Below are 14,647 nucleotides of genomic sequence, written 5' to 3' on the forward strand. Positions count from 1 at the left end.
CGTCGGCCTCCCGGCGCGGGAGACCGGGCGGTTAGTCCTGCTTTTGATCCTGCACGAATCGATGGGCGCCGCGAAGCGTCGCTATCGAGTCCATGTCCAGCGCGTCGATCTCGATTTCCTCCCCCATCTGCTGCTCCAGGAAGTCGAGGAACGCGAGGGTCCCCAGGGAGTCGAGCACCCCGCTGTCGAAGAGATGCGTCCCCGGTTCGACCCCGGAGATGTCGGCGCCGATCTCCTCCAGGAACCGGAGCGCATCGCTGACGAATTCGGTTTCCGTTGACATGGTGTGTCCTTTCTCGGCACGGCCAGTTGCTTTCCGCAGCGCAGCGCATCCGGTCCGCCGGACGTCAGCGCAGGGCCCCGCGCAACACGGCGTGCTGCTCCTCCAGGGCGCGCCGCGAGACCGTCGCGGCGGCGAGGGTGTCGAAGCCGTGGAACGTCCCGGCGAACTGGCGCAGTTCGGTGAGGACGCCGGCGTCTGCGAGCCGCTGGGCGTATTCGGCGCCCTCGTCCCGCAGGGGGTCGTACTCCGCCGTCATGACGTACGCCGCGGGCAGCCCCGACAGGTCGGCCACCCGCGCCGGCACGGTGTAGCGGCAGGCGCCGGTCCGCTGTACGTCGGTCCCCAGATAGTGGCGCCACATGTGCGCACAGTTCCCGGAGTCCCAGGCGGGCGTGTCCGTGAACGCCCTCGCCGAGGGGGTCTCCAGCCGGTCGTCCAGCACCGGGTACAACAGCATCTGCAGCCTCGGCGGACGAGCGCCCTCGTCACGGGCCGTCAGGCACACCCCGGCGGCGAGGGTGCCGCCCGCGCTCGTGCCGGCCACTGCGATGCGGCCGGGATCCACGGACAGCTCCCGGCCGCCCGCCCCGCGGAGCCACCGGTGGGCAAGTACGCAGTCGTCCAGGGCCGCGGGGCTGGGGTGCTCGGGGGCGAGCCGGTAATCGACAGAGACCACGACGGCCCCCGTCTCGCGGCACATCTCCAGGCACCGGGGATGCTCGAAATCGAGGTCGCCGGAGATGAACGCGCCACCGTGCATGTACAGCACGGCCGGGTACGGCGCCGTGCCCGCCACCGGCCGGTAGACGCGGACCGGCACCGCCTGGCCGGCACCGTCCGACGCGACGGTGTCCTCGACCTGTACTGCAGCGTCCGCGGCGACCCACAGCCCCGCCATCCTGGCCACTCGGATCCGGCGCGAGGCCTCCTTGCGCACGGCGAGCGGGTTGCCGTGGTCGACACGCCGGTAGAGCCGGGCGGTCCGTTCGAGTTCTGGGTCAATCAGCCGCGCGGGCGGCGAGGTCACCTGGTCGTTACTCATGGTCATCGCCCTTCCGGAACCGTGCCGGGCGCTGCCCCGTGTCCGGGGCCGCCGGCCGCGCGCCGGTCCCGGCACGCCGCGGGTAGCGCAGCACGAGTATCCGGACGCCGTCGCTCCCGGCCGTCCCGGCCCAGCCGCCGCTGCCGCACGGCTGCCAGCCGATCGACTCAGGCGGGTACCAGGCGCCTGCCGACTCCACCGCGCCAGCTACCACGAACAGGAACTGCCCGCCCGGGCCCGCCTCCGGCACGGAAATCATCGCGCCGGGTTCTCCGGCCGTACAGCCGATCCACAGGCCGTCGCGCTCGTCCTCAAGCAGCGTCGACGACGCCGCTGCCGCCGGACCTGCGTCTCCCGCTGCGGGTCCGAGCTCCCGGTGCAGGCTCCGCCCGGCCCGCTGCGGGAGCAGCGCCCGGGACTCCGGCATGAACTCGGTGGCCTGCGTGGGCTCGGCCCGCAGGGTGAAGTAACGCAGCGGCGGGTCACCGCCGGTCAATGGCCCGTACACGGTGTGGGCGTCGGCGTAGTGTGCGACCAAGCCGCCTACCGGCCAGCGGCCGAAGAGCGCGCCCGGGGCGCCGTAGAGGATCTGGAACTGATCGACGGGGTGGAAGTGCGGGCGCAGGACGTAGTTCCGCTGCTCCACCAGGTAGGCCTGCGGGCCGGCGAATGGCGACGCACCGCCGAAGTAGTCCACGACTTTGTCGATCCGTCCGTTGAAAATCACCCGCCGCGACACCGCCTGATCGCGGGCGACCCACTGTGGCTGATCCACAACTCCCCCCCTTTTTGAGGTCGTTCGGCGCTCGGTACCCGGTGGTGCGGCCGGGCTCACTTCTTGCGGAGCATGGTCACCGCGAGCGCCGCCGACTGGACGAAGAACTTGACCTCGTTCCCCACCGCGATGAAGCGGAACCCCTCTTTGGCGTACTGCCGCGCGAGCCCGGTGCTGGGGGCGAAGATCCCGGCGGGCTTGTCCGCGGCCGCGCAGGCCGCCAGTACGGTGTGCCGGGCGTCGTCGAAAGCGCTTCCCGTCGGCCGTCCCGGCTGCCCGAGGTCCATGGCAAGGTCACCGGTCCCGATGAAGAGCGCGTCCACCCCGGCGGTTCGTGCGATCTCCGCCGCGTTGCGGACCGCCTCGCGGCTCTCGATCTGGACGATGCAGACGACCTCGTGGTTCGCCGACTCGTAGTACCGCTCGGAAGCGGTGTAGTAGGCGCTCGCGCGGATCGGATTCCCACCCCGGGCCCCGTCCGGCGGGTAACGCGAGAACCGCGCGGCGCGCTCCGCGTCCTCGACCCGGTCGACTTTCGGGACCATCACCCCGGCCACCCCCAGGTCGAGCGCGAATTCGATGTCGTGGCGGTCCAGTCGGGGCACCCGGACGATCGCGGCAACCTCCGATCCGGCCAGGGCCTGCGCCTGGTGGAGCGCGTCGGTCTTGGTCATGGCGGCGCCCTCCATGTCGATGACCGCCCAGTCGATCCGGGTGTACGCGGCAGCCTCCGCGAGCATCGCGCTGCCGCTGACCAGGAACAGGCCGTACGCGGGGCCGTCCGACATCGCCTGTCGCAGACCGCTCCCGGACCGCCGCGGCGATGGGTCCTGCGTCGAACTCGTCACTCCTGCTCCTTCTCCGGTCACCCGTGCCGGGGCTGGTCCGGCGTCCTGTCCAGCAGCGCGGCCGAGGCCGGTCGGCGATTCGGCCGCGGAGGTCAGCTCGGCCGCAGGGTCCGGTAGATCTCGTTCCAGTTCTCGGCGAGCAGGTCGAGGTAGATGGTGAAGCCGCGCTCGATGTGCTCGATGTCCTCGGCAGTGCGGCAGGCCTTGGCCGCGGTGGAGAGCGAGTGGATCTTGTGCTCCTTCTCCGTCGCGCCGATGTGCAGGTAGAAGTACTCGCAGTTCTCGTGGAACTCCTCGAGTCCGTAGTGTGCACGGTAGTTGCGGACGCCCTCGTAGAGGTGGACGAGCTGTGGGTAGGCGTGCCACTCCTGGGCGAGCAGTGCGCCGCAGACCTCCTGCGGGTAGGAGCTGCTGAACACCTTTTCGCCCTGCTCGATCAACCGGACGGTCGAAGGCAGCAGCGGAGCCGCCACCGAATCCAGATCGACCGCATGCCCGCGCAGCCGGCTGAGCAGCGTCTCGAAGAAGTCCTTCAGGATGACGGAGTGGACCTTCCTGGGGTTGCCGAGGCCCATCTCGTCGTAGAGGTTCTCGACCGTCTCCGACCGCGCCGCGATGTCCGTCATGTTGAGGAACGCGAGGGCGATGCGCACCGGCGTGCGGCGCACCCGCTCATAGAAGTTCTTGGCGACCACTTCGACCTCGTCGGCGGTGAGCTCCTGCTCCATCCACAGCTCAAAGAACGGGTTCTTCAGAGCGGGGTGCTCGGCGCAGCCGCGCGCGAGGGCGTGGATCCGGTCGTGCGCCTCCTCGGGCGACAGCAGCACGAACTGGTCAAGAGTGGCGGTCATGTCGTTCCCCCATGGCTCGGGTCGGTGTGGGAATCTCAGGCTGGCAGTGGTCAGCCGATCAGGTGGATGCAGGACGCGGGACAGGCCTTCGCGCAGAACTCGGCGAGCTCCGCAAGGTGCTCGGGCACCTCCGCCTGGCTGTCCTCACCGCCCGGCTGGTCGAGCAACTGCCCGTCCCGGCGCACGTACGCGAAGAAGTCATTGCCGATGCCGAACAGCTGCGGCGCCTCCTCCTCGCACAGTCCGCTGTTCTGGCACTCGGACTGGTCGATCCAGATCCGCATGGGTCGTCCTTTCTTTGTGGGGTCCGGCATCACGGAGGAGGTGCGGGGCCGGGTTCACGCCGTCGGCGCTGGGACGTCCGCCCGGACGACCGCGCCCATTCGGTAGGTCTCCTCCACGACGACGCGCAACCACTCGCCGTAGCGGATGACCTGGGGGAGTTCACCGGCGGTGAACGTCTCGTCCTCGTCGTGGCTCATCCGGACCACTCGAAAGTCGCCGATCATCGGCGTCATCGTCTGCTCGGTGCCCCCGGTGGTGTGGCGCAGGGCGAACGACGCGCGGCCGCCACTGGAGCACCCGATGCTCTGGTGTCCCCGGTAGTGCGCGTCCTCGTTGCGGAACAGCATGTGGCCGCCATGCTTCTCGACGAACTGGCCCTGGAGGCAGCCCGGTCCGTAGAGGCTGCGGATCGCACCTCGCTTGAGCTTCAGCATCCGAGCCCGGATGGTGCGCTGGAGCTGATCGGCGGACTCGTGGCCCAACCGTTCGGCGTAGTCGCCGAGTTCGAGGCCGTCACGCACCTGGGTCTCGGTGAAGAAGGCACCACTGGTGGTCATCTCGTGCGGCCGGTCGAGCATGTCGCCCATCGGGCAGGTCAGCGTCACGTGGTCGGCGCGCAGCACCGGGTCGGTCAGTGCCGCTCGCATGATGGCGCGGACCATCGAGGCGCCGTCCCCGTCCGCCGCGACAGCTGTCCTGGTCGCGGCCTGGAGCCGTTCGTGCGCAGCGGGGCCGGCCGGCTCGCCGAAGACCTCCGTCAGCACCTGATCGACGGTGGGAGTGAGGTGCACGGTGTCGATCTCGCCACGCGGCACGGCCCCCTCCGTACGGAACCAGGCCTTCCCGTCGATCACGGAGAAGAGCTCGTGCGTCTCCTGGACGAGGGGTCGCAGCCGTTCCACCTGCCGGGCGAGCGCGAGCAGCGTGCCCGGGGGCTGTTCGGTCGGGTCGACGACGCCCGTGTACAGCGCATGGCGGGCATGCAGCACATCGCGGACCGCGGCCGAGTCGACCCGGTCGACTAGGTCGTCGAGTCCGGTCGACGCGCAGTCGAGGGCGAACAGGGTAAGCATCAGATCTGCTTCCTCGTCGTCCCATGCGAGCGGATCACGCCGGCTGATCGACTCGCAGGCCGACCGGAGATCGGCGCGGACCCGGTACTCGCCCTTGTAGACCAGCCAGTGGTGCCGGCTGTACACGAGCGGGCGTAAGCAGGCCTCGACAACTCCGGCCAGGCAGTGCTCGTCGGGAGCCGCCGCCACGGCGGCGCGGAATTCGTCGGCGGTGTCCGCCGTCTCCAATTGGGATGTCTGTCCGGGCGTGAGCGCAGTCATCGTTTCTCCTCGGGCGCTGGATGGGATCAGCTGTCCTGGGACGGAGAGGGGGAGGGAGTGATGTCGTTGCGGCGCTCGGTAGCCTTACACATCCGCTCAGGTTCTTGCAACGGGTTGAATTTTTCTCGTGAACTTATGCAAATAATTGACACAGTGCGACACGATGCTCACTTTTAGTGACCAATCCGTCACATATCGTTAGTACACATCAAGGACGGCCACGTAACCGACTGGTAGCTTCGACCGGCTATCCGGAGTGTTGACTACCGTGCCCAGAGGTCGATTTGGCACTATTGAGCGCGGCCGCACGCCACGCAGGCCGCTGGTCAGCGCATGACACCCCGAGTCCGCGCTGCCACAAAAGGGCCGACAGCAAGGATCGCCGTCGCTAGTTGTCCCTGCAAAACACTTGCAATTGAGTGAAAATATGAGACACCATTGAGACCGGCAGCGGGGGCATGTCCGGCAGCGACGTGGAGCGGCACCGGGGCCAAGAAGACGGGCTGCCGACCTGTACCGCCCTCTCGCCCACCCGGGGAGAGTGGGCACCGCACCGCCACAAGCCGCGACACCCTGCCACAAGCAGACCGCGCCGCGCCTTCCCTGTGACGACGGCCCCTGTACGTCGCGTAACCGGCCACTTGGGCCACCCGGCCGGCTCTTGCCCGCACTCCCCGTCACGGACCGCCACCGGGTCCGCGCACAGCCATGTCGGACGGCACCCCGCAGGAGACCTCGAATGACCTCGCCAGCGCCCCACCTGGTCCACTTCCGCTCGGATGGTCCACCGCCGACCCCGCTGGCGTGGGGGCAGCTGGCCTACTGGGACGTGCTCCGCTGGCTTCCCGAGGGCGACGACTCGCCCAACCTGTACCGGTGGGTCCCGGTTCCGGCCGGCACCCGCCTTGACCATGTGAACGCCGCGCTGCGAGTCCTCATCGAACGTCATCAGGCCCTGCGCACAAGCTACTTCGAACAGGACGGGCGCCCGACCCAGCAGGTCCTCCCCGAGGGCGAGCTCCGCGTGGGGGTGAGCGAGGCAACCGGCCCACACCTCGCGGAAGACGCCGAGGCGCTCGGCGGCCGACTCCGGCGCGGCGCCACGGACCATGCTCGGGACCTGCCGGTCCGGGCCGCAGTCCTGACCCGGGGCGCGGCGCCGGTGGCGGTCATCCTGGTGATCAGTCACCTGGCGGTGGATGCCTGGAGTTTCCGGATTGTGCTCCGGGACCTGCGCACCCTCCTGGACGCTCCCGCACCCAGCGAGCACGCCCTGCCGGCCAGAGCCAGGCAGCCGGCCGAGCGGGCCCGTTATGAGCTGTCCGAAGCCGGCCTGCGCCGCCAAGCGGCCACGCTCGCCCACTGGGAGCGCAGGTTGCGGGCTGCCTCGCCGACCATGCTGGAGAAGTCGCCGAGGACCGAGGCCGCCGGACGGGATTGGGCCACGATCGACTCCCCGGCGATGGCCCTCGCACTGCGGGGGCTCGCAGCCCGCGCGGGCACCAGCCCGAGTACCGCCCTGGTCGCCCTGCTCGGCCTGCTGCTGGCCTTCCGGGTCGGCGAGGCCGAGGCCACCGTCCGCCTGATCGTCGCCACCCGGTTCGCACCCGAGGACCGTGACTATGTCGGCGCGTTCAACCAGAACGGCCTGCTGCACCTGCGGGTGGCCGAGGGGACACTGGAACGGTACCTGCGCACCGCGGTCGGCACGGTACTCGCCGCCCACCGGCGCTGCGAGGCGGATCCACGCAAGGTCGAGCAACTCGTCGCCGACATCGCCGCCGAGCGCGGATTCATCCCCGACAGCTACTGCTTCTTCAACGACGTCAGTTTCCACGGCGACCGGGCGGCGCGCACCGGGCAGGAGTCGGCCCCCGGCGACTCGATGGCTGTCACAACCGCTCTGCCACGGACCCAGCTGGAGCAACTGCCCCGCGACGACCCGCAGAAAGGCTCCAAGCTCTTCTTCTCGCTACGCCGACTGGACGCCACCTGCCTGATCACGCTCTGCCTGGACCCGGCTTTCCTGGGCGACTACCGGGCCACCGACCTGCTGGGCGACCTTGAACGGCTGCTGGTGAGCGCGGTCACCGATCCGGCGGCCGAGGTGGGCGGCCTGCGGCAGTCCTTCGCGCCGGCCGACTCGGGCCCCGACTCGTGCGCCACCGCGTTCTCGGCGCCGCTCCCGAACCACCGCACACAACAGTCAGAGGGAACGAAGTGACAGTGACTTCCAACGAACTCCTGGTCCAGGCCACCGGTCTGCGCAAGGAGTACGGCTCGGGATTCGTCGCGGTGGAAGGCATCGACTTCCAACTCCACCGCGGTGAGGCGTTCGGATTCCTCGGGCCCAACGGTGCAGGCAAATCCTCGACCATGCGGATGCTCGGCTGCGTGTCCCCACTGAGCGCCGGCAGCCTGCGCATGCTCGGCATGGAGACCTCAGGGCATGGCCCCGAGATCCGCGCCCGCATCGGCGTGGTGCCGCAGGACGATACGCTCGACACCGAACTCACCGTCCGGGAGAACCTGCTGATCTACGGCCGCTACTTCGGGCTGAGCAAATCGGTGATCCGGGACCGGGCCGAGCGGCTGCTGGAGTTCGCCCGGCTGACGGACAAGTCCGACGCGCAGGTCGAAGCCCTCTCGGGCGGGATGCGGCGGCGGCTCACCATCGCCCGCGCCCTGATCAACGAACCAGAGATCCTGCTGCTGGACGAGCCCACTACCGGCCTCGACCCGCAGGCGCGGCACCTGCTCTGGGAACGGCTCTACCAGCTCAAGGCCGACGGCGTGACGCTCGTCCTGACCACGCACTACATGGACGAGGCCGAGCAACTGTGCGACCGGCTCGTGGTGATGGATGCCGGCAGGATCGTCGCCGAGGGCTCCCCGCAGGAGCTGATCCGTGCCCACGCCACCCGTGAAGTCCTGGAACTGCGCTTCTCGCCGGGCGACCAGCAGGCGATGGCCGAGCGCCTGGCAGCACTGGCGGAGCGGATCGAGGTCCTGCCGGACCGGGTCCTTGTCTACTGCAAGGACGGCGAAACCGCTTTGGCTGCCGTGCACGCCGAGCGGATCGCGCCCATCACCGCACTCGTCCGCCGGGCGGGTCTCGAGGACGTATTCCTGACCCTGACCGGCCGCACCCTCGTTGACTGACCCCTGGTCGACCGAACGCCTTCGAAAGGTCCGTCATGGCGCTCTCCCTGGACCCCGCCCGGTTGCCCGCCCTGCGGGAGTTCGCGTACTGGATGCACCGTTACCGCAGGACCTGGCGCGGCACGGTCGTCGTCAACGTCGCCAATCCGCTGCTCTTCCTGGCCGCCATGGGTGTGGGCCTGGGCAGGCTGGTGGACCACGGGGGCAGCGATCACCTGCACGGGGCCTCGTACCTGACCTTCTTCGCGCCCGGCCTGCTGGCCGCCGCCACCATGCAGAACGCCTTCCTGGACTCGGCCGGACCGGTCTTCCAGTCGGCCCGCCATCGGGGGAACTACCGAGCGGCGGCAGCCACTCCGATGCGTCCGGCGGACATCTTCACCGGGCACCTGCTCTTCACCGGGTTCCGGATCCTCACCACTGCGCTGATCTTCATCGCGGTCGTCGTCGCCACCGGGGCGGTGGCCTGGCAGCACTGTGCCCTGCTGCTGCCGGCGGCGCTGCTGACCGGTCTGGCGTTCGCGGCACCGGTGGCCGCCTGGGCCATCACCGTCACCCAGTCCACCCGGATCAACGGCGTTTTCCGCTTCGTCCTGATGCCGCTCTACATGTTCTCCGGCACCTTCTACTCCACCACCCAGCTCCCCGGCTGGCTGCACGCCGTCGTATCGGTCACACCGCTCTACCAAAGCATCCAGCTGTGCAGGGAGGTCGCGCTCGGCACCGCTGCACCGCTCGCAAGCGGCGTGCACATCCTCTACCTGGCCGCGATGGCGACCGCCGGCCTACTCCTGGGTCGCCGGACCTACACCCACTTCCTGCACAGCTGACCACGCCCACCCGTCCCCATGCCGTGTTCCACCGCGATCCGGAAGGCTGGTTCCCACACCCGTGACCGTCCCCAGCATCCCCCTCACCGCCGTGCACCACGGACGCCCGCGCGGCGCCGGGAACATAGTGGTGCGAAACCTCCTGATCTACCGCCACACCTGGTACCTGCTGCTGGCCGAGGTCTTCGAACCGGTCCTGTACCTGCTGTCCATTGGCGTCGGCATCGGTGAGCTGGTGGGCCGCGTGCCGGGGCTCGGCGACCCGCCGGTGGACTACTCGTCCTTCGTCGCCCCGGCCCTGCTCGCCACCGCGGCGATGAACGGGGCGATGAACGAGACCACGTTCAATATGTTCGCCAAGCTCAAGCTCAACCGGACCTACGAGTCCATCCAGGCCACTCCCATGACTGCCCAGGACATCGCCCTCGGCGAGGCGCTCTGGGCCGTACTGCGCGGGACTCTGATTACCACGGGGTTCCTGGTCGTGGTGTCCGTCCTCGGCCTGGCGCACTCGGCCGGGACCCTGCTGGTGCTGCCGGGCGCCGCGCTGATCGGGTTCGCCTTCGCCTCCATTGGCCTGGTCGTGGTCACCTACCTGCGCAACTGGCAGGACTTCCAGTTCATCCAACTGGCGATGCTGCCGATGTTCCTCTTCGCCACCACCTTCTACCCGCTGGGCGTCTACCCTCGCTGGCTCCAAATCGTGGTCGAGTGCCTCCCGCTGTACCAGAGCATCGAGCTGGTGCGTCAACCCTCACTCGGACATCTGGGAACCCAACTCATCGTCCCGGTTCTTTACCTTGTCGTGCTCGGGGCCATCAGCCTGCGCTGGGCCATGCTGCGGATCGACCGGGCGCTGACCCGGTAACAGACAGTGGTCAGGATGCACCGACGGAGAAATCTCGGATCAATGCCCGGCGTCGGCAGCTTGCCGGCAGTGGCCGGCCTCGCAGCGACCGCCCGCCTTCTCCCGGAAGCCGCTTCCGGCCACATCAACGATTGGTGATTGCCGGCGATCGCCGAACCGCTGTTGGTCTCTCACGGTTCCACGCACGCACATGCCCCATTCCCATCAGCCCCTGTCACCCCGTGAAGGAGGTCGGCCACATGGACGTGCCGCCCATCGTCGCGCAGGCCCAGCGGTGCGCGGCAGACCACGGCCTCGGGTACTCGTGTGATCCGCTGACGGGGCGACTGCTCGCCGCACCGCCGTCCCGTCCGGCGGCCGGGTCCTCGAACTCGGCACCGGCACGGGCGCCGGCCACGCCGGGGCCTTGCACCGCCTGCGCGGACGTGTTGACCTCATCCTCGTCACCCACCGGCACGACGCGAAGACCACCGCACTGGCCGTCATGGCCGACCGGCCCGCCGGGGTCGGGCGCCGCACCGGCGACGCCGTGGCACCGCTGCCCGGACCGCGCTCCTTCGACCAGACCCCTCCGACACCGAGCGCGGCAAGTGGAGCGGACCGGTCGCCGCCCTCCGCGTCGCACTCCGGGCCGAAACCGACCTGGTCCCCGTCGACCTCCCGGTCGGCGCCGGCCACGTCCTCGCCGACAGGCGACCCGGCGCCGGGCCGATTGGCACTGCTGCGGACCATCCGCCCGGGCCGCCCGCCCCTGTCCCGGCCGACCCGCCGCCGATTCCCGACCGGCCGTGACTCCGCCCGCCACACCCAACCGCTCCGGAACGAGGGGAACCATGCTCGAAGCAACAACCGCCGCACCATCTGCGGCACACTTCCACCGCAACGGCTACCACCTGTGGCGCGGCTTCCTGGACGCCGACCATGTCGCCGGACTCCGAACCCGAGCCGACGAACTGTTGGCCGCCGATGGCGCGCTGCACACCCCCGAGTCGGTCCGTCTCTTCGAACTGTTCCGTCACGGCGCCCCGTTCGTCGACCTGATGAACGACCAGCGGCTCGCCGACCTCACTGACACCCTGCTCGGGCCGCACGCCCTCATGAACGACCTGAGCCTCAACCGCGTCAACCCCGGCGCCAAGCCCGACCGCTGGCACATCGACTACCCGTACAACACCATGACGCACATCGTCGAGGGCAGTCTGCTCGCCCTCCAGTGCGTACTGCCGCTCACCCCTTTCACCGAGGAGAGCGGAGCCACGGAGTTCATGCCCGGCAGCCACCAGCGCTACAAGCAGCCGCCGCTGACCCCTGGCGGCACCCCCCTGCCCGCCATCGCCGACCCCGGCGACCTGCTCATCCTCGCGTCCTCTACCTGGCACCGGGCCGGCGTCAACCGGACCGCCCTGCCTCGCACCGCTATCCTGCTCAGCTTCACCGAGGCCTGGGTCCGGCCGATGGCCGAGGCGCCGGAGGCCGGGCCGTGGTCCGAAACCCGCGCCGCACGCGTCCGCCTGGGCATCGAGCGCTCCTGACCGCCTGGGCGGTGGAGGGCGTTGCAACTGCCAAGAACCTCATCCGCGCAGGTCGCCGCCCTCGTCTGACCGACGCCCGGAAGCCAGATGCAGACGCCCACCGAGACGCAACGGAGCGACCAGATGAGTACAGGGAACATCACGGTCTGCATCGTCGGTGCCGGGCCGCGCGGCGTGTCGGTGCTGGAGCGGCTGTGCGCCAACGAACGCAAATCGGCCGCCCACCCGGCGGTCGTGGTCCACCTGGTGGATCCCTTCCCCCCCGGGTCGGGCCAGGTCTGGCGGATCACCCAGTCACCACTGCTGCTGATGAACACCGTCGCCTGCCAGGTGACGGTGTACACCGACGACAGCGTGGACATGGACGGCCCGGTCGAGGCGGGTCCCAGCCTCTATGAGTGGGCATCCGCGCTGGTCGCGGCCCCCGACAAGGTCCACGTTTCCGGGACTGCCACCAGCTCCCGCAAGGACTCCGGCACCGAGTCCGCGCTACTGGCCGAGGCCCGCCGGATCGGTCCCGACACCTACCCAAGCCGCGCGTTCTACGGCAGCTACCTGCGCGACGCCTTTCGGCGAGTGGTCGCCCAGGCTCCCGCACACGTCCGGGTGCTCATCCACCAGGCGCGGGCGGTGAAACTGGAGGAGGCCGGCCGCGAGGGCACCCAGACGGTGACGCTGTCCAACGGCACCCGGCTGGTCGGCATGGACGCGGTGGTGCTGTGCCTGGGCCACCTACCCGCCAAGGCCACTCCGGAGGAGGAGCGGATCGCCCGCGAGGCAGCCGCGGTGGGGCTGACCCACCTGCCGCCCGCCAACCCGGCAGATGTCGACCTGTCCCATATCCCGGCCGGCGAGCCGGTGCTGCTGCGCGGCCTGGGTCTGAACTTCTTTGACTACCTGCCCCTGTTCACCATCGCCCGGGGGGGCCGCTACGAACGCATCGACGGCGGCGGCATGGTGTACCACCCGTCCGGCAACGAGCCGAAGTTGCATGCCGGTTCGCGCCGCGGGGTGCCCTACCACGCCCGCGGCGAGAACGAGAAGGGCGCGCACGGCCGCTACGAACCGCGGCTGCTCACCGTGGCGAAAGTCGCCAGGCTGCAACAACAAGCCCTGGAAAGGCAGCCGCTGACCTTCGGGGACGACGTGTGGCCGCTGGTCGCCCGGGAGGTGGAGTGCGTCTACTACGAGGCGTGGCTGGGCGCCGCCGGCCGCGGGGCGGAGCGGGCCGCCTTCGCCGAGCGCTATCTGGCCGGGGGTGGCGAGCGACGGCTGCTGGACGCCCACGGCATACCGCCGGCCGACCGCTGGGACTGGGAGCGCATCTCCCGGCCGTACGGGCGACGGGTGTTCGCCGACCGCAGCGAGTTCCGCGCGTGGCTGCTCGGCCACCTCGCCCGGGATGTCCGCGAGGCGCACGCCGGCAACGTCAGTGGCCCGCTGAAGGCCGCCCTGGACGTGCTGCGCGACCTGCGCAACGAGATCCGGCTGGTGGTCGACCACGGCGGCCTGGAGGGCAACTCGTACCGCGACGAACTCCAAGGCTGGTACACCCCGTTGAATGCCTTCCTGTCCATCGGGCCGCCGGCCTCCCGGATCGAGGAGCTGATCGCGCTGGTCAACGCCGGCGTGGTCGACTTCGTCGGCCCTGGAACGACGGTCCGCATCGAGCGGGACGCGACCGGTCGGCCGTGCTTCGCCGCGGTCTCCGACCGGGTCGGCGGCCCGCCGGTGCGCGCCCGCGCGCTGATCGAGGCGCGGCTGCCGGAGCCGGACGTCCGGCGGACCGGCGACGCGCTGCTGTCCCACCTCGTCGCCACCGGCCAGGCCCGCCCGTACCGCATCGACGGTGCGTACGGGACGAGTTACGAAACCGGCGGGCTCGCCGTCAGCAAGCGCCCCTACCGGCTGCTGACCGCCGACGGGCACGTCCACCGGCGCCGGTTCGCCTACGGAGTGCCCACCGAGGCCGTGCACTGGGTGACCGCAGCCGGCATCCGGCCGGGCGTCAACTCGGTGACGCTCGGCGACTCCGACGCCATCGCTTGCGCCGTGCTGGAGCTGACCCCGGCCCGTACCACGGCCGGCCACCGGCAACCCGCCCGACCTTCCCGCCAACTGACGGAGCCCCCATCATGACCCACACCGAACAGACCAGCGCTGACACCGGGCTGCTGTCCCCCGTACGCGCCGGTACCCCAGTGGAGGCCGCGGTGAGCGACGGGGCATGGCTCCAGGCCATGCTCGACGCGGAGGCCGCCCTCGCGCGGGCCCAGGCGCGCCTCGGCGTGCTACCGCGGTCCGCCGCGGCGGCCGTCACCGCGGCTGCGGACGCCGAACTATATGACGTCCGTGCTCTGGCCCTGGCCTCCCGGGAGACCGCCAACCCAGTGGTCGGGCTCGTGCGGGCGCTCACCGAGCTGGTCGCCGACGCCAACCCGGCCGACGCGCAGTATGTGCACCGCGGCTCAACCAGCCAGGACGTGCTGGATACCGGCGCGATGCTGGTGGCCGCCCGTGCGCTGCGGCTGATCCGGGCCGACCTCGGTCGGACCGCCGCGGCGCTCGCGGGGCTGGCCGCGGAACACCGCGACACTCCGATGGCCGGCCGCACCCTGGCCCTGCACGCGGTTCCGACCACCTTCGGGCTGAAGGCGGCCGGCTGGCGGTCGCTGGTGGTGGACGCCGACGCCCGGCTGGCGGCGCTGCTCGACGGCAGGCTGCCGGTGTCACTCGGGGGCGCGGCCGGCACGCTGTCCGGCTACCTGGCCTTCGCCGAGGCGGACGGCACCGCGACCGACCCGGCGGCCTACGCCGGCGAACTCGCCGACGCCTTC

Annotated in this window: 15 protein-coding genes; 7 read left to right on the forward strand and 8 right to left on the reverse strand. The window is 70.2% G+C overall.

Going from position 1 to position 14,647, the window contains the following annotated elements:
* Positions 1-31 precede the first annotated feature (31 nt).
* The 7 genes from FCI23_RS43100 to FCI23_RS43130 form a co-directional block, all read right to left on the reverse strand.
* Positions 32-283: a phosphopantetheine-binding protein gene (locus FCI23_RS43100; RefSeq protein WP_136729520.1), complete on the reverse strand. Its 252-nt coding sequence runs from the start codon at positions 281-283 to the stop codon at positions 32-34.
* 64 nt (positions 284-347) lie between these two features.
* Positions 348-1,325 (reverse strand): alpha/beta hydrolase, encoded by a 978-nt coding sequence (locus FCI23_RS43105; protein ID WP_136729521.1) that lies wholly within the window; start codon positions 1,323-1,325, stop codon positions 348-350.
* Positions 1,318-2,100: a hypothetical protein gene (locus tag FCI23_RS43110; RefSeq protein ID WP_136729522.1), complete on the reverse strand. Its 783-nt coding sequence runs from the start codon at positions 2,098-2,100 to the stop codon at positions 1,318-1,320. Before FCI23_RS43110 ends, FCI23_RS43105 begins: the two co-directional genes overlap by 8 nt.
* A 56-nt stretch (positions 2,101-2,156) precedes the next feature.
* Entirely contained in the window at positions 2,157-2,948 is a 792-nt protein-coding gene (locus FCI23_RS43115; RefSeq protein WP_136729523.1) for an HpcH/HpaI aldolase family protein, read from the reverse strand.
* Positions 2,949-3,040: 92 nt separating this feature from the next.
* On the reverse strand, positions 3,041-3,799 hold the full coding sequence (locus tag FCI23_RS43120; RefSeq protein ID WP_136729524.1) for a TenA family transcriptional regulator: 759 nt from the start codon (positions 3,797-3,799) through the stop codon (positions 3,041-3,043).
* A gap of 50 nt (positions 3,800-3,849) precedes the next feature.
* Complete coding sequence (locus FCI23_RS43125; protein ID WP_169317216.1) at positions 3,850-4,083, reverse strand: ferredoxin; 234 nt, start codon at positions 4,081-4,083, stop codon at positions 3,850-3,852.
* A gap of 54 nt (positions 4,084-4,137) precedes the next feature.
* The gene (locus FCI23_RS43130; RefSeq protein WP_136729526.1) at positions 4,138-5,418 is read right to left on the reverse strand and encodes a hypothetical protein; all 1,281 of its coding nucleotides are present in this window, start codon (positions 5,416-5,418) and stop codon (positions 4,138-4,140) included.
* Positions 5,419-6,157: 739 nt separating this feature from the next.
* Between FCI23_RS43130 and FCI23_RS43135 the strand changes: the two genes are divergently transcribed.
* The 4 genes from FCI23_RS43135 to FCI23_RS43150 all read left to right on the forward strand — a co-directional run bounded on the left by FCI23_RS43135 (position 6,158) and on the right by FCI23_RS43150 (position 10,278).
* Positions 6,158-7,642 carry a condensation domain-containing protein gene (locus FCI23_RS43135; RefSeq protein ID WP_136729527.1) on the forward strand — a complete coding sequence of 495 codons (1,485 nt, stop codon included), beginning with the start codon at positions 6,158-6,160 and terminating at the stop codon, positions 7,640-7,642.
* A complete protein-coding gene (locus FCI23_RS43140) occupies positions 7,639-8,580 on the forward strand; it encodes an ATP-binding cassette domain-containing protein (RefSeq protein ID WP_246144622.1) in 942 nt (313 codons plus the stop codon). The genes FCI23_RS43135 and FCI23_RS43140 overlap by 4 nt, the downstream gene beginning before the upstream one ends.
* 35 nt (positions 8,581-8,615) lie before the next feature.
* On the forward strand, positions 8,616-9,410 hold the full coding sequence (locus tag FCI23_RS43145; RefSeq protein ID WP_136729528.1) for an ABC transporter permease: 795 nt from the start codon (positions 8,616-8,618) through the stop codon (positions 9,408-9,410).
* A 61-nt stretch (positions 9,411-9,471) separates the two neighbouring features.
* Positions 9,472-10,278: an ABC transporter permease gene (locus FCI23_RS43150; protein WP_246144623.1), complete on the forward strand. Its 807-nt coding sequence runs from the start codon at positions 9,472-9,474 to the stop codon at positions 10,276-10,278.
* A gap of 214 nt (positions 10,279-10,492) precedes the next feature.
* Here FCI23_RS43150 and FCI23_RS57300 read toward each other — a convergent pair whose 3' ends face one another.
* Entirely contained in the window at positions 10,493-10,729 is a 237-nt protein-coding gene (locus FCI23_RS57300; RefSeq protein WP_169317217.1) for a hypothetical protein, read from the reverse strand.
* Between the two features lie 382 nt (positions 10,730-11,111).
* Here FCI23_RS57300 and FCI23_RS57305 point away from each other — a divergent pair, with 382 nt between their 5' ends.
* From FCI23_RS57305 to FCI23_RS43165, 3 genes are all read left to right on the forward strand, one after another.
* Positions 11,112-11,810: a phytanoyl-CoA dioxygenase family protein gene (locus FCI23_RS57305; protein WP_169317218.1), complete on the forward strand. Its 699-nt coding sequence runs from the start codon at positions 11,112-11,114 to the stop codon at positions 11,808-11,810.
* A 123-nt stretch (positions 11,811-11,933) separates the two neighbouring features.
* Positions 11,934-13,949, forward strand: coding sequence for an FAD/NAD(P)-binding protein (locus FCI23_RS43160; RefSeq protein WP_136729530.1), 2,016 nt, complete (start codon positions 11,934-11,936; stop codon positions 13,947-13,949).
* Positions 13,946-14,647: lyase family protein (locus FCI23_RS43165; RefSeq protein WP_246144624.1), on the forward strand; the 702-nt coding region annotated here is incomplete at its 3' end. The genes FCI23_RS43160 and FCI23_RS43165, both read left to right, overlap by 4 nt.

This window comes from Actinacidiphila oryziradicis (assembly GCF_005047355.1).
GTDB lineage: Bacteria > Actinomycetota > Actinomycetes > Streptomycetales > Streptomycetaceae > Actinacidiphila > Actinacidiphila oryziradicis.

What these genes read in the sequence shown, in the direction of transcription:
- FCI23_RS43135 (WP_136729527.1), top strand. Translation starts at nt 6,158, where the DNA reads ATGACCTCGCCAGCGCCCCACCTGGTCCACTTCCGCTCGGATGGTCCA.
- FCI23_RS43160 (WP_136729530.1), top strand. Translation starts at nt 11,934, where the DNA reads ATGAGTACAGGGAACATCACGGTCTGCATCGTCGGTGCCGGGCCGCGC.
- FCI23_RS43145 (WP_136729528.1), top strand. Translation starts at nt 8,616, where the DNA reads ATGGCGCTCTCCCTGGACCCCGCCCGGTTGCCCGCCCTGCGGGAGTTC.
- FCI23_RS43100 (WP_136729520.1), bottom strand. Translation starts at nt 283, where the DNA reads ATGTCAACGGAAACCGAATTCGTCAGCGATGCGCTCCGGTTCCTGGAG.
- FCI23_RS43125 (WP_169317216.1), bottom strand. Translation starts at nt 4,083, where the DNA reads ATGCGGATCTGGATCGACCAGTCCGAGTGCCAGAACAGCGGACTGTGC.
- FCI23_RS57305 (WP_169317218.1), top strand. Translation starts at nt 11,112, where the DNA reads ATGCTCGAAGCAACAACCGCCGCACCATCTGCGGCACACTTCCACCGC.
- FCI23_RS43130 (WP_136729526.1), bottom strand. Translation starts at nt 5,418, where the DNA reads ATGACTGCGCTCACGCCCGGACAGACATCCCAATTGGAGACGGCGGAC.
- FCI23_RS43120 (WP_136729524.1), bottom strand. Translation starts at nt 3,799, where the DNA reads ATGACCGCCACTCTTGACCAGTTCGTGCTGCTGTCGCCCGAGGAGGCG.
- FCI23_RS43105 (WP_136729521.1), bottom strand. Translation starts at nt 1,325, where the DNA reads ATGAGTAACGACCAGGTGACCTCGCCGCCCGCGCGGCTGATTGACCCA.